This window comes from Mesorhizobium sp. M7D.F.Ca.US.004.01.2.1 (assembly GCF_003997785.1).
Classification (GTDB): domain Bacteria; phylum Pseudomonadota; class Alphaproteobacteria; order Rhizobiales; family Rhizobiaceae; genus Mesorhizobium; species Mesorhizobium loti.
Map to the genome: position 1 here is coordinate 1 of NZ_RZRQ01000014.1, position 17,884 is coordinate 17,884.

Here is a 17,884-nt window from a genome sequence, read left to right on the forward strand (position 1 = left end):
TCGCGAAACAGCGCGGTGGCCGGCACGTCGCGAGCGCGGCCGAGCGGCAGCAAAGCGAAGGCCAGCGTCACCAGCAGGCCGAACAGCGCCGCCATGCCGAGCGCGCCGGGATAGAAGCCGCCTTGCGCCGGCACCGGAATGACGGACTGAAGTGCGGCACTCGCCGCGAATGGCATCAGCGCCCCCAGCACAAGTCCCAGGATGATGCCGAGTGCGGCTATGATCAGGATCTGCACGAGGTAGACGGCAAAGACGAAGCCGCCCGAAGCGCCCAGGCTCTTGAAAGTGGCGATGACGCCGCGCTTGCCGTCGAGATATGCGCGCACCGCATTGGCGACGCCAACACCGCCGACCACCAGCGCCGTCAGCCCGACCAGGGTCAGGAACTGCGAGAAGCGTTCGATGTTGGACGACAGCGCGGGAGCGGCGTTGCTGCGCGTGCGGATCGACCAGCCGGCCTCGGGAAAATCGCTGGCCGCCTGATCCTGGATGGCCTTGAGCCGCGCCTCGTCGGCGTCCGCCGGCAGCCGGATCTTGTAGGCATTCTCGACCAGGCTGCCCGGCTGGACCAGTCCGGTGGCCGCCAGCCCTTCGGTCGAGATCATCAGCCTCGGCGCGAAGCCGAAACCGTCGGACACGGCGTCCGGTTCGGTGACCAGCCTGGCGCGCAGTTCGAAGGTGGCGGTGCCGAGCTTCAGCCGGTCGCCGAGCTTGAGATGCAGGCGCTCGAACAGCAGATCGGGGGCCGCGGCGCCGAAAACACCGAACTCTTCGCCGAACAGTTCCTGCTTCGACAGCGCCGGCTCGGTCTCGAGCGTGCCATAGAGCGGATAGGCATGGTCGACCGCCTTGGCCTCGACCAGCGCCTGGTCGGTTCCGTCGGCGAGACGCGCCATCGAGCGCATGCTGGCGGTTCTGGAAATCTCGCCCAGCCCATCAAGGAAGCCGCGTTCGGGCTGGCTGGCGTCACGCTGGTTGATCTGGAAGCGAAGATCGCCGCCAAGCAGCGTCTGGCCCTGATTGGCGACACCGGCGGTGATCGAACGCGCCACCGAGTTGACGCCGCCGATGGCCGCAACGCCGAGCGCGATGCAGGCGAGGAAGATCAGGAAGCCGGACAGGCCGCCGCGCATCTCGCGCAGCGAAAAGCGGACCGCGAGCCTCAGCGTCTGCGACAATGGCATCAGGCCGTCACCTTGACGGGCGCCTCGATCCGGCCGGACCGCATCGAAACCTGGCGCGAACAGCGTGCCGCAAGGGCCGGATCATGGGTGACCAGCACCAGCGTCATGCCGCGCTCGGCCGCCTTGGCGAACAGCAGGTCGGCGACCTGCCGCCCGGTCGCCTGGTCGAGATTGCCGGTCGGCTCGTCGGCGATGAGAATGCGCGGCGACGGCGCCAGCGCCCGGGCGATCGCCACGCGCTGCTGCTCGCCGCCCGACAATTCGCCGGGATAGTGGGTGACGCGGTCGCTCAAGCCAACCGCCGCCAGCTCGCGCGCCGCCACCGAAAACGGATCGGCGTGCCCGGCCAGTTCCAGCGGCACCGCGACATTTTCGAGCGCCGTCATGTTGGGAATGAGGTGGAAGGACTGGAACACGATGCCAATGTTTCGGCCACGAAACGAAGCAATCTGGTCTTCGCTTTTGCCGTTGAGCAACTCGCCGGCGATTCGAACCGTACCCGAATCGACCCTTTCCAGACCGGCCAGAACCATCAGCAATGTCGACTTGCCGGAACCCGAAGGACCGACGATGCCGGTCGCCTCACCAGCCGCCACATCGAGGCTGACGCCCTTCAGCACATGGACGGAAGAGGCCCCTTCGCCGAGCGTCAGCGATACGTCTTTCAGCGCGATGACGGCTTCTGTCAAAATGAAAGCGTCCTATATGGAGGATGAAGGCTCTGCTTTGCCGGAAGCCGTCGCCGGAAGAATTCCTTGTTCATATGGGGCCTGCCGCATGTCTTTCAAACGCAGTATTGCCGCAGGCTTCATGGTTTTCCTCGCCATTTGCGGCGCCATGTCGTCGGCGCGTGCAGAGCCGTTCAAGATCGTTGGCTTCGGTGACAGCCTGATGGCGGGCTTCGGCCTTGGGCCGGACCAGGGCTTTACCGACAGGCTGCAGGCAGCGCTTGGCACCAAGGGCCATGATGTGACCGTCGCCAATGCCGGCGTCTCCGGCGACACGACGAGCGGCGGCCTGGCGCGGCTCGACTGGTCGGTGCCGGACGGCACGCAGCTGGTCATCCTCGAACTCGGTGCCAACGACATGCTGCGCGGCGTCTCGCCCGACATCACCAAGAAGAACCTCGACGAGATGCTGGGTAGACTGAAAGAGCGCAAGATTGCCGTGCTTTTGGCCGGCATGCGCGCCGCACCCAATCTTGGTGCCGACTACCAGAACGCCTTCGACGCCATCTTTCCGGACCTGGCCGGCAAATATGGCGTTGCGCTCTACCCGTTCTTTCTCGACGGCGTCGCCGGCCAACCGGGCATGCGGCTCGAGGACGGCTTGCATCCGAACGCGCGAGGCGTCGACCAGATGGTCGAACGCATCCTGCCCACCGTCGAGAAGGCCATCTTGGCGGTGCCGGGCGGCTTGTAAGGCGGGACTGGAGCTGTTTCCGTTGGGGAAGCTTTTTAACAAAGACTGTGACCAACAAACATCTTGCCCCGTTTGACTATCGATGATTCGCTATGGGTACAGTTCGATTCGAGGAAGGGAGGCTCTTCATGCCGCGTCTTTTCACCGCCCTCGAAATTCCGCGTGACGCCGCCCTTTCGCTGTCCCTGCTGCGGGGCGGCCTGCCAGGCGCCCGCTGGATCGACGTCGAGAACTACCACCTGACGCTGCGTTTCATCGGCGATGTCCCAGGCCATGTCGCCGACGAGATCGCCAACGCGCTCGACCGTGTCCATCGCCCTTCCTTCTCGCTGGCGCTGTCCGGCGTCGGCGCTTTCGGCCAGAAGAAGCCGCATGCGGTGTGGGCCGGTGCTTCCGCCTCGCCCGATCTTGCCGCCCTTCAGGGCGAGATCGACCGCATCTGCCAGCGGCTCGGCATCCCCGCCGACCCGCGCAAGTTCATGCCGCATGTCACGCTTGCAAGGCTGCGCAATTCGACCCCGTTGGACGTCGCCCAATATCTGTCGGCGCGCGGCAATTTCTCGACGCTGCCGTTCCGCATCGGCCGTTTCGTGCTGATGTCGTCGCGCGATTCGGTCGGCGGCGGCCCCTATATCGTCGAGGAAGCCTGGCCGCTGTCAGGCACGGACGCCCGCACCTCCAGCCTTGTCGCCAGCGCCTCCGACGCCTCGCGGATCATGCGGTAGACCGAAGCGAAGGCTTCCGCACCGTCATAGTAGGGGTCCGGCACATCACCCGCCTTGCCGTGCGCGAATTCCAGGAACAGTTGCACCCGGTCGCGCATGGCTGCCGGCGCCAGCGCTTTCAGATCAGCAACATTCGACCGGTCCATGCCGAGGATCAGGTCGAAGCGGTGGAAATCCTGCGGCGTGACCTTACGCGCCGTCTGCCCGGAAATGTCGACGCCGTGGCGCACCGCAACCGCGATCGAGCGTGGATCGGGATCGGAGCCGACCTCCCAGCCGCTGGTTGCCGCCGAATCGAGCAGGATGTCCCGGCCCAAACCGCGCTCCGCCAGGACGGCTCGAAGGACACCTTCCGCCAGCGGCGAGCGGCAGATGTTGCCGAGGCAGACGAAAAGAATGGAATTTATGGGCTTCGCGCTCATCGATCCGGATTTGTCTTTGTGCATGTCGCTATCCCAAAACCGCAACGCACTTTTGGGCGACATGCACTATGGTGAGAGTCATTTTTGGAAATAGCACGGGAAGCTGACATGACGAGAGAGAAACTGGGCAAGGACGCAATCGCCGCCGCGCTGGTCGGGCTCGAAGGCTGGGCACCGGCGGCGGATGGCGCCTCCATCAAGCGCACATTCACCTTCGCGAATTTCTCCGAGGCCTTCGCCTTCATGACCCGCGTCGCGCTTGCCGCCGAGAAGATGGACCACCATCCCGACTGGTCGAATGTCTACAAGGCCGTCGACGTGACGCTCAACACCCACGATGCCGGCGGCGTCACCGCGCTCGATATCGATCTGGCGAAGAAGATGAACCGCTTTGCCGGCGGCTGACCCCCGCTATCGCCTCGGGTATCGCCCCGGGTGTTGCGACGTCCACGATGCGGCAGCAAACCCAAATTGGCGCCGGCATCTTGCAGCGGGGGTCGGGTTTCACCACATTTTCGCTCGCGGGCATGCGCCGGGATGCGCATGAGCCCTGCAAGGAGAAACTGATGGCGCAACAATCCGGTTTTGATTTCTTCGGCTTTGGCGGCAAGCTCGGCGACGAGGACGAGGTGCGCGAGAAATTCTGGCGCACGGCAAAGAAGGCCGCACGGCAGATCCCCTTCATGGAAGAGGTCGTGGCCGCCTATTACTGCGCCATGGACAAGAACACGCCGCTGCGCGCCAAGGGCGTCTTGCTGGCCGCGCTCGGCTATTTCGTCCTGCCGGTGGATGTCATCCCCGACTTCGTCTTCGGACTTGGCTTCACCGACGACATCGCCGTGCTCACCGCCGCGATCACCGCCGTCAGCGCCCACATCACCCCGGCGCACCGGCAGGCCGCCAAGGACGCCATCGCCGACAAGGGCTGAACACGCACGCGAAACGCCGTTGAAGCCGGCTTTCGGCGGCAGCGCAAAAAGTCAAACTCTTGCCGCTTTCGTGGCCTCCAAGTCGCCGAAGGGACGTCGCGCCACCCGCTGACAGGGCGGCGGCGCGGGAATGGCGGCGGTTTCCTCGGGTGCGGGTCCTTTTCTCAAAGGAAATTCACCGTTTGGTAACCCAGATTAAATCAAAATGAAGCGACGGGCAGGACGCCAAGCCGGCCTGCCGCCGCACCAGTTGGAATACGGGAAAAGCGATGCGCGGATTGATTGCACTAGTTTCGAGCCTGGTCCTGGTGGCCGTGGCGGCGCCGGCACTGGCGCAGTCGGCGACCAAGATCGGCCAGCACAATGCCTGGGGCACCTACAGCTACCAGGCCTCTGGCGGCAAGGTCTGCTATGTCCTGACCGTGCCGACCGACAAGCAGCCGCCGACGCTCGACCATGGCGACATGTTCTTCTTCGTCAGCCAGCGGCCCGGCCAGCAGGTCTCCTACGAGCCGCAATTCATCGCCGGCTACAACTTCCAGGAAGGCTCCAAGGCCACCGTCACCATCGACAAGAAGACCTTCTCGATGTTTACGCGCGGCAAGTCGGCCTGGGTCGAGAATGCCGCCGAGGAGCCGGTGCTGATCGCCGCCATGAAGACCGGCACCGATATGAAGGTGACGGCGAAGTCCGGCCGCGGCAACCCGACCTCCTATGTCTTCTCGCTGAAGGGCATTTCGGCGGCGCTGACGTCAATCGCCAAGTGCAAATAGGCAAAGCTTCGTTTTGAGGGAAAGGCCGGGCCGCGAAGCCCGGCCTTTTTTCTTTCAGCCTTGCCCCGGCGCGACTTCCGCCCGCCGCCGCCGGATCGCCTCGGCGATGAAGACCCGCGACAGCGCGTGATAGAGCGGCTCGTGCGAGATCATGCGCGCCGTGCCGTAGCCCAGCATCGAGGCCAGCATCAGCGCGATGACATTGTCGTGATTGCCGGTCATCTCCAGGATGATGACGAAGGCCGTCATCGGCGCTTGCACTACGCCGGCGAAATAACCGGCCATGCCGAGCAGCGCCGCCGCGCCCGTGCTGGCGCCGAAGAGAAGGCCAAGCGAACTGCCGATGCCGGCGCCGACCGCCAGTGAGGGTGCGAAGATGCCGCCCGGAATGCCCGAGACCATCGACAGCAGCCCCGCCAGGAACTTTTCGGCAAAGAAGAGTGGGGGCAGCGGCGTGCCTTCGACGGCGCCGCGCGCCTGCATGTAGCCGGTGCCAAAGGTCAGCCCACCTGACGCGATGCCGATTACCGCCACCGCAAGTCCGCAGACCGCCGCCACGATCAGGGCGCGCCGCAGTGGCTGCTGCGTGTTCCAGCGCCGGATCCGCCGCGTCGCCTTCAAGGCCAGCAACGAGAACAGAGCGCCGAAACCGCCGCCGATGACACCACAGGCAAGCACCAGCGGCCACTCGGCGGCAAACGAGATCGTCTCCTTGGCGACGCCGAAATAGGTGTAGTTGCCGATCAGGCCGAGTGAGGCGAGACCCGCCAGGATCACCGCCGTCAGCACCAGCCCGTTGGTGCGCGCCTCGTAGGTGCGGCCCATCTCCTCGATGGCGAAGACGATGCCGGCCAGCGGCGTGTTGAAGGCGGCCGCGATGCCTGCCGCCGAGCCGGCCAGGATCAGGCCGCGCGCCTGCGCCATGCCGCCCCAGCGCGCCACCTGCAGCATCAGCGACGCGCCGACCTGCACGGTCGGGCCTTCGCGGCCGATGGAGGCGCCGCAGAACAGGCCGACGATGGTGAGCGCGATCTTGCCCGCCGCCAGCCGCAGCGACAGGATATGGCTGCGGTCCTCGTCGTCGCGCAGGTGGCGTGCGGCGATCGCCTGCGGAATGCCGCTGCCTTGCGAACCGGGGAAGAAGGCGTACGCCAACCAGGCGCACAGCACGAAACCGAGTGGGGTGGCGATGAGCGGCAGATAGAAACGCCCGCCCCCCTCGCTGCCGATCATCGCATGGAACAGGCTTTGCGCCCGGTCGGCCAGCACCGCGAACAGCACGCTGATCAGGCCTATGCAGATGGCGCCGGCCCAGAACACCAGCCGCGGCTGCCAGACGCGCCGCGAGCCCCACATCGCCTGCGTGCGCCGCAGCATGGGATATTTTCGCGATATGCCGGCCATGTCTGTCCTCGGGATGGGATGTTCGGACCTAACATGGCGATGGCTATTTGGGCCAGCCTTAGGGGCGACGGATGAGGGGGCTCCAGCTCGACACCGCCGGTGTTCCGTATGGCCCCGCCGGCTTCCATGCCGGCGGGGCGGGTCAACGAGGTCTCACATGGCCATTTTTTCACATTCGGCCTGAGCCTTCTTGGTCGACGTATCGATCATGAAGGCTTTGCCCTTGGCGTCGGTCATCATCATCATGCAGTGCTTGATCGGCTTTGCCATCTTCATCATCTCGGCGCCCATCTTTGCATCCGGCATCATGGTGCCCATGTGCCCGTCCGGCATGATCGCCATCACTTCTCCACCCTTCATCATGGTCATCGTGCCCATCGCGTCTTCGGCAAATGCCTGCGAGGTGGAAAGGCCGACGAGGCCGGCAATGACGGCGAGCTTGATAGAGTTCATTCTGCATACTCCCATTTTGTAGGGGCATGGTTGCCCCCTTCGGATTTCGACGGCGCGATGGGAATCGTTACGCAAACACGACGATGTGATCGGTTCCTTTACGTGGAAAGACTGGGCAAGGCTGCCAGATGGTCGTAGCAGCCTGTCAGCCGGCGTGCATGCCGTTGCATTCCCGCCGCATGACTCTGCCCTCAACCTGTGCTATGCGCCGCGCTTCCTTTCCGGCACGATGCGTGAAATCGGCCGCAAACCGCTTATATTAGTGCAACCATGACCCTTTCATTCGATCTTACCATTGACGGCACCCGTGACGCGTTGCGTGCCCGCGCAGCGCAGCCCGAAAAGCCGTCGCTGATCGGCCTGACGCGGGTCGAGCTCGCCGAGGCTCTGGTTGCATCAGGCACCGTGCCGGAACGCCAGGCCAAGATGCGTGCCCAGCAGCTCTGGCACTGGATGTATGTGCGCGGCGTCTCCGACTTCGCCGGCATGTTCAACATCTCCAAGGATCTGCGCGCCGAGCTCGACAAGCATTTCACCGTCGCCAGGCCCGAGATCGTCGAGGAGCAGATTTCTTCCGACGGCACGCGCAAATGGCTGTTCCGCTTTCCGCCGCGCGGCGCCGGCCGGCCCGTCGAGATCGAGACCGTCTACATTCCCGAGGAAGGCCGCGGCACGCTGTGCATCTCCTCGCAGGTTGGCTGCACGCTGACCTGCTCGTTCTGCCACACCGGCACGCAGAAGCTGGTGCGCAATTTGACCGCCGAGGAAATCCTCGCCCAGCTGCTCACCGCCCGCGACCGGCTCGGCGATTTCCCCGACCGCGACACGCCGGACGGCGCCATCGTGCCGGCCGAGGGCCGCAAAGTCTCCAACATCGTCATGATGGGCATGGGCGAGCCGCTCTACAATTTCGAGGCGGTGAAGAAGGCGCTGCTGATCGCTTCCGACGGCGATGGTCTTTCCTTGTCGAAGCGGCGCATCACGTTGTCGACCTCCGGCGTTGTGCCGGAAATCTTCCGCACCGGCGAGGAGATCGGCGTCATGCTGGCGATCTCGCTGCATGCCACCAATGACGATTTGCGCGACCTTTTGGTGCCGATCAACAAGAAGTATCCGCTGAAGGAACTGATCGCCGCCTGTCGTGCCTATCCCGGCCTGTCGAACGCCAAGCGCATCACCTTCGAATATGTGATGCTGAAGGACGTCAACGATTCCATCGAGGACGCCAAGGGGCTGATTAAGCTGCTCAAGGGCATTCCGGCCAAGATCAATTTGATCCCGTTCAACCCGTGGCCAGGCACCAACTACCAGTGCTCGGATTGGGAGACGATCGAGAAATTCGCCGACTACATCAACAATGCCGGCTATGCCTCGCCGATTCGCACGCCACGCGGCCGCGACATCCTGGCCGCCTGCGGCCAGCTCAAGTCGGACTCCGAGCGCATGCGCAAGGTCGACCGGCTGGCCCTGGAGGCCATGATGATCGCGGGGCACGGCGAGGCGTGAGCCGCCGCTTCGCCTGGCTGAAACGCCTCGCCGTGATGGCCGTCGGTTATATCGCCGGTGTGCTGACCTCGATCCTGGTGCCCGTGCTGCTGATCGCGCTTCTGGAAGGCATCGAGGACGGGAACTGGTCCATCATTTTCGCATTCGACTGGTTGGGCTCCTTCCCGCTCGCCGTCTTGACCGTGATGATCGGCGCGCTGTTGATCGTCGGCCCCGCGCTCTTTGTCGCCGAATGGTTTTCGCTTCGGGGATGGTTCTACTTTGCCGCCACGGGCGCGATCACCTCGACGGCGTTTGGCGTTTCCATGCCGCGCTCGGCAGGCAGCTTTGTTTTCAATCCGGGTTTTCTCGGTTTTCTGGCCACGGCCGGCATTGCCGCCGGTTCGGTCTACTGGCTTCTGGCCGGGCGCAAGTCTGGCATGCGTCGGGATTTGGGCCGAGATTTGGGATGACCCGCCTCGTCGGCTACCTCGTCCGTTTCACTGTTATCCTGTTCGGCTATGCTGTCGCCTCGCTGGCGGCGAGCGCCTTCCTCAACGTCCTGTTCCTGGCGTCACTTGGCTACACGCCGGAGCACGCGCACCCCACAGCGACGGCTTCCCTGTATTTCTCAATTCCCTTCGTCGCCTTGTTCGTCGCTTATTTCGCCCTGATGCCGGCTTGCGTCGTCATCCTGGTTGCCGAGATCCTCGGCCGGCGCGACTGGCTGTTCTATGCGCTGGCGGGTGCGGTGGTTGCGGCGGTTTTCCTCGGCCTCGTCGACCACAGCGGTGACACCACCTTCGCGGTCAGGGACACCAGCGCCATCATGGCAGTGATCGGCAGCGGCATGGTCGGCGGCATTTTCTACTGGCTCAGCGCCGGGCGCTGGGCCGGAAGCTGGTGGCAGGGCGAGCCAGGATCCGAAGAGGATGGTCGAACAGGATGACGGGCCCCTACTTCGCCTGCGCCGTCAGGATCTTGAGCGCGAAGGCGGAGAACACGCCGGCAAAGAGATAGTCCACCACCCGCGTCACGCGCGGGCTGGCCTTCATCGCCGCCGAGAACCTTTCCGCCGCCAGCACCATCGGCACGGTCACCGGGATCGACAGCACGATGAACATGAGCCCAAGGAAAAACAGCTTTCCCGGTGCGCTCGGATCATGCACGGACACGAACTGCGGCAGGAAGGTCATGAAGAACAGAATGATCTTCGGGTTGAGCAGATTGACGCCGAGGCCCGCCGCCCAGCTGCGCAACAGCGAAATTTCGGGGCCGGTTTTCTTCTCCGGCGAAAAGGCCGAGCCCCTGGTGATCGCCTGCCAGGCCAGGAAGACGAGATAACCGGCACCAAAAATCTTCAGCACGAAGAAGGCCATCGGCGAAGCGACGATCAGCGCCGAGACGCCGACCACCACCAGCGTGGTGTGGATCAGCGTGCCGCACAGCGCACCCGCCATCGAGGCAAAGCCGGTGGCGCGGCCCTGGCTCAGCGTGCGCGAGACGAACAAGGTCATGTCCGGCCCCGGCGTGATCGCCAGGATCACGGTGGCAATGGCAAACTGGATCAGCGTGGCGGTGTCCGGAATGAACGACATGAGCGGCCTCAGGAGATTGGAGGCGCCTATACAGGATGAGCCGCGACGGTGCCAGACGCAGGAGCGATCCGATGGTCGATCCAGCAGGCGTATGGCGAAGGCGTCAACGGGCGCCCAGCCGCCGTAAATCCTATGCCTGCCTGCTCAGCCGCATCCTGGCGGGTTCCGTGGCGGCAGGCTGATCGTTCCGGACGTCGGGGCCGCCAATAAGCAGGATTTGATCGATCGGCTTGGGCCGGCCGAGGAAATAGCCTTGCGCCTCGTTGCAGCCCTCGACCTGCAGGATGGTGAGCTGGACATGCGTCTCGACGCCTTCGGCGAGCACCGGAATATCGAGGCTGCGGCCCAGCGTCAGCACCGCCCGGATGATCGCCTTGGCTTGCGGGCTTCGCTCGACATCGGCCATGAACGAGCGATCGAGCTTGATCTTGTCGAAGGGAAACGAGCGCAGCGTGTCGAGCGAGGAATAGCCGGTGCCGAAATCGTCGATCGCGATCGTCACCCCCAGCGCCTTGATCTGGCGCAGGACATGCAGCGTGCGCACCTTGTCGGCGACGATCGTCGATTCGGTCAGCTCGAGCTCCAGGCGTTTCGGCGACAGCCCGGTCTCGACCAGGATCTGGTGGACGAGCTTGGCGAGATCGGCATGGGCGAACTGCACCGGCGACAGATTGACCGCGATCTTGTGGCTATTGTCCCACGAGGCTGCCTGGCGGCACGCGGTCCGCAGCACCCATTCGCCGATCGCCATGATCGAGCCGTTCTCCTCGGCAATCGGAATGAATTCGACCGGCGGGATCATGCCATGCACGGGATGGGTCCAGCGCAGCAGCGCCTCGTAGCCGCAGGTGGCGCCGGTCGGGACGGAGGTCTGCACCTGATAATGGAGCGAAAGCTCGCCGCGCTCGATCGCCTGCCGAAGGTCGGTGGCCAGCGCGCGGCGCGCCCGCGCCGTCTCGTCCATGGCGGATTCGTAGAAGCAGACGGCCCGCGTCACATCGTTCTTCGCCCGGTACATGGCGAGGTCGGCATTGCTGACCAGCCGCTCGCGATCAGCCCCGTCGCGCGGATAGACGGCGACGCCGATGCTGGCGCCGGCGGCGATTTCGAAATCGTCGAGCCGCAACGGCTCGAACAGGGATTTCTCCAGCCGCGAGACCAGGCCGAGAAGGTCGTTCTGATCCTTGAAGCGCTTGATCGCGGCGAACTCGTCACCGCCGAGCCTTGCGGCGAATTCGCCCTCGCCGATGAGTTTCGACAGCCTGCGGGCGACGATCTTGAGCGCCTGGTCGCCGGCCGCGTGCCCCCTGAGGTCGTTGATCTCCTTGAAGCGGTCGAGATCGATGACGATGACGGCCGTCATCGTGTCCTTGTCTTCCCGCGCCCGTTCGATCTCATGGTCGAGGCGGTCGTTGAAGGAGACCCGGTTGGGGAGACCGGTAAGGGCGTCGTTGAGGGCAAGATGCTGAAGCCGCTCGAAGCTCTCCAGGCGGCCGCGTTCGTCGATCAGGTAGCTGGCGAAGCCGGTGGCTGCGACGATCAGGCCGACAACGGCAACGGCGACCGCCATCGCCACCAGAATGTCGGGGTTGGTGCCGGTGGTGATGAAGGACAGCGGCGTCACGGCCACCGCCGCCATCGCCGTGAAATGCAGGCCGACGATCGCCAGCACCAGCAGCCCGATGGCGAGATAGTGCGACCAGCGGTATGGCCGACGCACGGCATGGCCGACGGCCACGGCGGAAAACGCCGCCGAAATCACCAGTGAAGCGGCAATATAGGAGCTGTCCCATTCGACGATGCCGGCAACGTGATAGGCCATCATGCCGATGTAGTGCATGGCCGAGATCGCCAGCCCGACGACGCATCCGCCCCATTCCGGGGCAAGACGCCGGCTCTTGTCGGAGGCTAGGGTGAAGCCGGCTCCGGTGCCCGCGATGGCGATGACCAGCGACACCATGGTCAGGACCGGATCGAAGGTGATCGGCGCGCCGGGCTGATAGGCCAGCATGGCGATGAAGTGCGTGCACCAGATCGAGGAGCCGGCGGCAACCGCTGTCAGGAACAGCCAGCCCCGCATCTGCACGCCGGCGGTTTTCCTGGCACGGTCGAAGAGGCCGATCGTCACCCAGCAGCCAGTGACGCACATCAGCGCCGCCAGCAGGACAAGCCACAAATTATGCTCCGTGGCGATACATGATATAACGCGCATCAGGAATGGCCCAAGCCCGAGGGTGCCCGCGACGAGGCAGGCAAGGCCGTCCCGGCACGTCGCCGACACAGCTTGTCGTTATATTAGCGACGGAGCGTGAAAACTTGATTAAATCCCTCCAGCAAATGCAGCCCTTGATTGCAGCCGGTTGTTTCCCCTGTCGGCACCAGCCCTCGCCATGCGCTGGACCAGAAGCCATGCACGCACGCGTGCTTGCTCGCTTTGCCGTTCCTGCTAAAAGGCCCTCCGACAATCCATGACGCCTCGGCTGGGGCGTCCGCCATCGACGGGGTAAAAATGTCCAAGGCCAAAGACGTCAAGAAAGTCGTGCTCGCCTATTCCGGCGGCCTCGACACATCCATCATCCTGAAATGGCTGCAGACCGAACTCGGCGCCGAAGTCGTGACCTTCACCGCCGATCTTGGCCAGGGCGGCGAACTCGAGCCGGCGCGCCGCAAGGCCGAGATGATGGGCATCAAGGACATCCGTGTCGTCGACGTGCGCGAGGAATTCGTCTCCGACTTCGTCTTCCCGATGTTCCGTGCCAATGCCGTCTATGAAGGCACCTATCTGCTCGGCACCTCGATCGCGCGGCCGCTGATCTCCAAGCATCTGGTCGAGATTGCCAAAGAGACGGGCGCCGACGCGATTGCGCATGGCGCCACTGGCAAGGGCAATGACCAGGTCCGCTTCGAGCTTTCGGCTTACGCGCTGAACCCCGACATCAAGGTCATCGCGCCATGGCGCGACTGGTCGTTCAAGTCGCGTACCGACCTGATCAATTTTGCCGAGCAGCACCAGATCCCGGTGCCGAAGGACAAGAAGGGCGACGCGCCGTTCTCGGTCGACGCCAACCTGCTGCACTCCTCTTCCGAGGGCAAGGTGCTGGAAGACCCGTGGAGCGAGCCGCCGGAATTCGTCCACCAGCGCACCGTTTCGCCGATGGATGCGCCTGATACCGTCACCGAGATCGAGATCGAATTCCTGAAGGGCGATCCGATCGCGCTCAACGGCAAGAAGCTGTCGCCGGCAACGATGCTGGCCGCGCTCAACGATCTCGGCCGCGACAACGGCATCGGCCGGCTCGACCTGGTCGAGAACCGCTTCGTCGGCATGAAGTCGCGCGGCGTCTACGAGACGCCCGGCGGCACGATCCTGATCGCAGCTCACCGCGCCATCGAATCGATCACGCTCGACCGCGGTGCTGCACACCTTAAGGACGAGTTCATGCCGCGCTATGCCGAGCTGATCTACAACGGCTTCTGGTTCGCGCCCGAACGCCTGATGCTGCAGGCGATGATCGACAAGAGCCAGGAAGACGTCGAAGGCACGGTGCGGCTGAAGCTCTACAAGGGCAACGTCATCGTCACCGGCCGCAAGTCGAAGAAGACGCTCTATTCCGACGCGCTGGTCACCTTCGAGGACGATCGCGGCGCCTACGACCAGAAGGACGCTGCCGGCTTCATCCGCCTCAACGCGTTGCGGCTGCGCACGCTGGCCGCGCGCAACCGCAACAAGTAACGCGGATGCGCGGTCTCGGTCGCTGCCTGGCGCCGCTGGTTCTTCTGGCGACGCCGGCGGCCGGCCAGGAGTTCGACCCGGCCTCCGTCGACCTGGCCGGGTTGATCGAGTGCAAGGCAAGCGTCTCCGCCTACAATAATTTCGCCTTCTGGATCAGCGACGGCCCAGTTGCACTGGAAAAGCTCGGTTGGAAGGAAGCCACGTCCGGCAACCTCTTTCTCAAGCAGTACGACTTACCGGAGCCGGTTCGTACCTTCGGGCGCGAAACAAGCTCGATCGTCTTTACCGCGACCGGGCCGATGGCGGTCCTTGACGGGGTTTCGGCACCGGATCTGGCGCATGAATTGGAAATAGTTCCAACGGTGTCGACTGCGGAAAAATTCCTGGGCGAGAAAATCGTCGTCGAAAGCACCGAGGACGCCAACGGCATGAAGATCGAAACGCGCATAGCGCTCAACGTCTCGACTGTTGATTCGCATCCGGGCAAGACGCTGGCAGGCTGCTCCTATGCACTCAATGTGACCGTGAATTGAGAGTGACTGTGAATTGAGACGGGGCCTCGCACAGCTTGGCGCGAGGCAAGTCTTGCTCAATTAAGACCCTGCTAAGACCCTGCATCCGCGCCGCGTTCGGGACCATCAACAAAAAGCCCGGCGCAAGGCCGGGCTATTCTGTCGAACAGAGACTGCTATCCGTTATCAGTCGCCATCGATCGCCGTGGCGATGCGGGCGATCGCCTGCTGATAGACGCTTGCGGAATTCCAGCCGGCAATTGCGCCCATATTCGCGCTCGCGCTCGCGCCGGCACGCCAGCCATGACCCTTGAGGAAGTTGGCGGTGGAAGCCAGCGCAGTGCCCTTGTCGCGCAGGTTTCCGCTGCCGACGCCATACTTCAAGACATTTCCCGGCAGGAACTGCGTGTGGCCAATCTCGCCATGCGCGGCGCCGACCGACGAGGCTGTCAACGCCCCGCGGTCAACCAGCTTCAGGGCCGCAATGGCATGTGGGTAAAAGAAACCCGGACGGCGGCAATCATAGGCAAGCGTCAAAATGGCTGAGACCGTATTCTGGTTGCCCATGGCGGAACCGAACCCGGTTTCCATACCCCAGATGGCGAGCAACACACCCGGCGACACGCCGTAGTTCGCTTCGATCTGGGAAAACAGTGCCGCGTTCGACTTCTTCAGCGACCGGCCCTTGGAAATGATCGCGGCCCCGCCACGGCGCTTCATGAAATCATCCACCGAGCCGCTGAAAGCCTTGTGAATGCCGCGGTCGACGGAGATCGTCTTTGTTGCGTAGCTCGCGCCGGCCAGAGCGGCCAGACCCTTGGGGCCTACACCTTCGGACTTGGCTTCCGCGGCGAACTCCGGCTTCCAAGCCTCGAATCCGGCGCCGGTCTTGCCGCAGCTGGCCGCCGCCTGCGCGCCCGTAGCCAGCGCAAGCACCGCCACCACGGCCGATGCAAACATCTTTCCCTTGGCAAGTAATGCCATGCTTTTTTCTCCTGATTGCCTGAATCACGTCCCGGTTGCGAATTTGCCAGTGAAACGCGCAATTGTCACCGTCCCCCGGCGCTACGCTGGCCAATGAAGGGGAATTTGCCTACGATCAAGTGATTATTGTGGCGGAAACGCAATGGAAGACGTTGATGTCGTGATCATCGGCGCCGGTTCGGCGGGTCTTGCCGCCGCCAGGCCCTGCAGGCGGCAGGCCTTTCCTTCGCCCAGCTTAAATAGCTTCGAGAGATGCGGAACGCCGGCCGGCGGTTGGCGTTGGGCACGTGCCGCCCCACATATGCTGGCTCTGAAGGTTTGAGATCGAGATGAAACTCTTCGACTGCCCGCATTGCGGCCACCGTCTCTACTTCGAGAACGCCCAGTGCCTGAACTGCAGGAGTCTCGTGCTCTACGATCCCGAGCACGCCCGCTTTGCGCTGTCTGATATCGACGGCATCTTCCAGTGCACCAATGCCGACGAATGCGCCTGCAACTGGATGGCCGAGCCGGGACAGGGTTTTTGCCGCGCCTGCGTGCTGAACCAGCTGATCCCCAACCTCTCCGTCGACGGCAACCGCCGCCGCTGGATCCGCGTCGAGGCGGCGAAGAAGCGCGCCATCTACTCGCTTCTGGCCTTCGGCCTGCCGGTGGCGCCCAAGCAGACCCCCGCCGACGAGATCGGCCTGGCCTTCGACTTCCTCGCCGACCCGATCGGCGGCGGCCCCGGCGGCGAGCGCATCCTGACCGGCCACGACAATGGCCTGATCACGCTCAACGTCGCCGAGGCGGACTCGGCCGAGCGCGAGAAGCGGCGTGTCGAGATGGGCGAGAACTATCGCACCTTGCTCGGCCATTTCCGCCATGAGCTCGGCCATTATTACTGGGACCGCCTGATCCGCGACGATCCGCAAAGGCTGGAAGCTTTCCGCGCGCTGTTCGGCGATGAGCGCGCCGACTACGAGCGGGCGTTGAAGACCTACTACGTCAATGGTGCCGCGCCCGACTGGCAGCAAGGCCACATCTCGGCCTATGCCACCTCGCATCCGTGGGAGGACTGGGCCGAGACCTGGGCCCACCACCTGCACATCACCGACACGCTGGAAATGGTCCACGCGCTGAACTTTCCGCTCGGCCGGCTGGAGACAGTGGAGGCCAACGACTTGCCGCAGGGCGACACCGGCGGCGGGCTGCAGGCCGCACCTTCGGAGCCGGCGACCGCGCCCGAGCCTTTCGAAAAGATCCTTGCCCGCTGGCTGGTGCTGTCGGAAGCCTCCAATTCGATCAACCGCTGCATGGGCCTGCCCGACCTCTACCCCTTCGTCATTTCGGACGTCACGGCGCGGAAATTGGCCTTCGTTCACGAACTTCTGACCGGCTTGCCGAAAGAACAGGGAACAAATCGTGAGTTGGCGCAGGCGTTTTAGCGGGAACGCATAAGCCGCTGACCCGTTTTCGCTGGCGAGGGCCCATGAAAACGGAGAGAAACCATGAAATCTCTATTGTTTCCGGCGGTCGCCGGAATGCTGACCGCGATGTCGGGCGCCGCCTTTGCCGACACCGCCGTCTCCGCCGTCACCGATCTCAACGTCCGAGCCGGGCCTGGTCCGCAATATCCTGTCATCGGCGTGCTCGCCGCCGGGCAGTCGGCGACGCTCAATGGCTGCATGGAAAACAGCAAATGGTGCACCATCGCCGAGGCCGGCGGCCAGGGTTGGGTCTATTCCGACTATGTGACGGCTGATTTCGGTGGCAGCCGGGTCGTGCTGACGCAGCGGCGTTCCAGCGTTGCTGTCGTCTCGCCGCCGGAAGACATCGGCAACTACTCGACCGATTATACCGGCGCGATCGTTGGCGGTGAGCCGGTCGAGGACGCCTTCCCCCCGCCTCCGCCCGAAATCAGAACCTATGTCGACACGCATCGCCTCGACCCCGTCTATCTCGACGGCGAGGTGGTGACCGGCGCGACCTTGCCCGACACCGTCGAACTGCGCGAGATTCCGGACTACAACTACCGCTATGTCTATGTGAACGGCCAGCCGGCGCTGATCGATCCACAGACGCGGCGCATCATGTACGTCGTGCGCTGACATGAATTAGCACAGGCGGCCGCCGCGACAGCAGCGACCGCCCGGTGACCTGCAGGCGGTCGATCCGGCAGGGCCACGCATGTCTGGACGTGCGGCGGTCATCCGTGCGTGATTCCTTTGCGAAAACGATTCCGATTTTCCGGACCATCGGCTAGATCAACAGGCGATGA

Annotated in this window: 20 protein-coding genes; 12 read left to right on the plus strand and 8 right to left on the minus strand. The window is 64.0% G+C overall.

All coding sequences use genetic code 11. The annotated features are described in order from the left end of the window. Together EN993_RS04605 and EN993_RS04610 are read right to left on the minus strand one after the other, a co-directional pair. The coding region (locus tag EN993_RS04605; RefSeq protein ID WP_127262512.1) for an FtsX-like permease family protein at window positions 1–1,184 on the minus strand (1,184 nt) is incomplete at its 3' end. After that, a complete protein-coding gene (locus EN993_RS04610) occupies window positions 1,184–1,873 on the minus strand; it encodes an ABC transporter ATP-binding protein (protein ID WP_109663743.1) in 690 nt (229 codons plus the stop codon). The genes EN993_RS04605 and EN993_RS04610, both read right to left, overlap by 1 nt. 88 nt (window positions 1,874–1,961) lie before the next feature. Here EN993_RS04610 and EN993_RS04615 point away from each other — a divergent pair, with 88 nt between their 5' ends. Both EN993_RS04615 and thpR read left to right on the plus strand, forming a co-directional pair. Further along, entirely contained in the window at window positions 1,962–2,606 is a 645-nt protein-coding gene (locus EN993_RS04615) for an arylesterase (protein ID WP_109663740.1), read from the plus strand. Between the two features lie 128 nt (window positions 2,607–2,734). Then, window positions 2,735–3,331, plus strand: coding sequence for an RNA 2',3'-cyclic phosphodiesterase (thpR, locus tag EN993_RS04620; protein WP_109663738.1), 597 nt, complete (start codon window positions 2,735–2,737; stop codon window positions 3,329–3,331). Here the strand turns inward: thpR and EN993_RS04625 are convergent. Beyond that, window positions 3,235–3,753 carry a low molecular weight protein-tyrosine-phosphatase gene (locus tag EN993_RS04625; RefSeq protein ID WP_127262536.1) on the minus strand — a complete coding sequence of 173 codons (519 nt, stop codon included), beginning with the start codon at window positions 3,751–3,753 and terminating at the stop codon, window positions 3,235–3,237. The two genes, thpR and EN993_RS04625, sit on opposite strands and share 97 nt — an antisense overlap. A gap of 108 nt (window positions 3,754–3,861) precedes the next feature. Here EN993_RS04625 and EN993_RS04630 point away from each other — a divergent pair, with 108 nt between their 5' ends. The 3 genes from EN993_RS04630 (at window position 3,862) to EN993_RS04640 (ending at window position 5,455) form a co-directional block, all read left to right on the plus strand. Continuing rightward, window positions 3,862–4,158 carry a 4a-hydroxytetrahydrobiopterin dehydratase gene (locus tag EN993_RS04630; RefSeq protein WP_127262513.1) on the plus strand — a complete coding sequence of 99 codons (297 nt, stop codon included), beginning with the start codon at window positions 3,862–3,864 and terminating at the stop codon, window positions 4,156–4,158. 161 nt (window positions 4,159–4,319) lie between these two features. Further along, on the plus strand, window positions 4,320–4,682 hold the full coding sequence (locus tag EN993_RS04635) for a YkvA family protein (RefSeq protein ID WP_127262514.1): 363 nt from the start codon (window positions 4,320–4,322) through the stop codon (window positions 4,680–4,682). A 269-nt stretch (window positions 4,683–4,951) separates the two neighbouring features. Continuing rightward, entirely contained in the window at window positions 4,952–5,455 is a 504-nt protein-coding gene (locus tag EN993_RS04640) for an invasion associated locus B family protein (RefSeq protein ID WP_056585679.1), read from the plus strand. A 54-nt stretch (window positions 5,456–5,509) separates the two neighbouring features. Here the strand turns inward: EN993_RS04640 and EN993_RS04645 are convergent, their stop codons facing one another. Together EN993_RS04645 and EN993_RS04650 are read right to left on the minus strand one after the other, a co-directional pair. After that, entirely contained in the window at window positions 5,510–6,859 is a 1,350-nt protein-coding gene (locus EN993_RS04645) for a chloride channel protein (protein WP_127262515.1), read from the minus strand. Between the two features lie 153 nt (window positions 6,860–7,012). After that, entirely contained in the window at window positions 7,013–7,312 is a 300-nt protein-coding gene (locus tag EN993_RS04650; protein WP_127262516.1) for a hypothetical protein, read from the minus strand. Window positions 7,313–7,582: 270 nt separating this feature from the next. Between EN993_RS04650 and rlmN the strand changes: the two genes are divergently transcribed. From rlmN to EN993_RS04665, 3 genes are read left to right on the plus strand one after another with little or no spacing between them, the layout of a single operon-like run. After that, window positions 7,583–8,818 (plus strand): 23S rRNA (adenine(2503)-C(2))-methyltransferase RlmN, encoded by a 1,236-nt coding sequence (gene rlmN, locus EN993_RS04655; protein WP_126066927.1) that lies wholly within the window; start codon window positions 7,583–7,585, stop codon window positions 8,816–8,818. Then, on the plus strand, window positions 8,815–9,270 hold the full coding sequence (locus tag EN993_RS04660) for a hypothetical protein (protein ID WP_109663729.1): 456 nt from the start codon (window positions 8,815–8,817) through the stop codon (window positions 9,268–9,270). Before rlmN ends, EN993_RS04660 begins: the two co-directional genes overlap by 4 nt. Continuing rightward, window positions 9,267–9,746, plus strand: coding sequence for a hypothetical protein (locus EN993_RS04665; protein WP_127262517.1), 480 nt, complete (start codon window positions 9,267–9,269; stop codon window positions 9,744–9,746). The genes EN993_RS04660 and EN993_RS04665 overlap by 4 nt, the downstream gene beginning before the upstream one ends. A gap of 7 nt (window positions 9,747–9,753) precedes the next feature. Here the strand turns inward: EN993_RS04665 and EN993_RS04670 are convergent, their stop codons facing one another. After that, on the minus strand, window positions 9,754–10,395 hold the full coding sequence (locus EN993_RS04670) for a LysE family translocator (protein WP_127262518.1): 642 nt from the start codon (window positions 10,393–10,395) through the stop codon (window positions 9,754–9,756). Window positions 10,396–10,525: 130 nt separating this feature from the next. Further along, window positions 10,526–12,571, minus strand: coding sequence for a bifunctional diguanylate cyclase/phosphodiesterase (locus EN993_RS04675; protein ID WP_245468641.1), 2,046 nt, complete (start codon window positions 12,569–12,571; stop codon window positions 10,526–10,528). A gap of 333 nt (window positions 12,572–12,904) precedes the next feature. On the opposite strand from EN993_RS04675, the gene EN993_RS04680 reads away from it, so the two are divergent. Then, window positions 12,905–14,128 carry an argininosuccinate synthase gene (locus tag EN993_RS04680; RefSeq protein ID WP_109663722.1) on the plus strand — a complete coding sequence of 408 codons (1,224 nt, stop codon included), beginning with the start codon at window positions 12,905–12,907 and terminating at the stop codon, window positions 14,126–14,128. 5 nt (window positions 14,129–14,133) lie between these two features. Further along, window positions 14,134–14,661: a hypothetical protein gene (locus EN993_RS04685; protein ID WP_109663720.1), complete on the plus strand. Its 528-nt coding sequence runs from the start codon at window positions 14,134–14,136 to the stop codon at window positions 14,659–14,661. A 165-nt stretch (window positions 14,662–14,826) separates the two neighbouring features. On the opposite strand, the gene EN993_RS04690 is transcribed toward EN993_RS04685, so the two are convergent. Next, window positions 14,827–15,624: a lytic transglycosylase domain-containing protein gene (locus EN993_RS04690; RefSeq protein WP_109663718.1), complete on the minus strand. Its 798-nt coding sequence runs from the start codon at window positions 15,622–15,624 to the stop codon at window positions 14,827–14,829. Between the two features lie 329 nt (window positions 15,625–15,953). Here EN993_RS04690 and EN993_RS04695 point away from each other — a divergent pair, with 329 nt between their 5' ends. Together EN993_RS04695 and EN993_RS04700 are read left to right on the plus strand one after the other, a co-directional pair. Further along, on the plus strand, window positions 15,954–17,051 hold the full coding sequence (locus tag EN993_RS04695) for a putative zinc-binding metallopeptidase (protein ID WP_109663716.1): 1,098 nt from the start codon (window positions 15,954–15,956) through the stop codon (window positions 17,049–17,051). 63 nt (window positions 17,052–17,114) lie between these two features. Then, entirely contained in the window at window positions 17,115–17,714 is a 600-nt protein-coding gene (locus tag EN993_RS04700; protein ID WP_109663714.1) for a DUF1236 domain-containing protein, read from the plus strand. Window positions 17,715–17,884 lie beyond the last annotated feature (170 nt).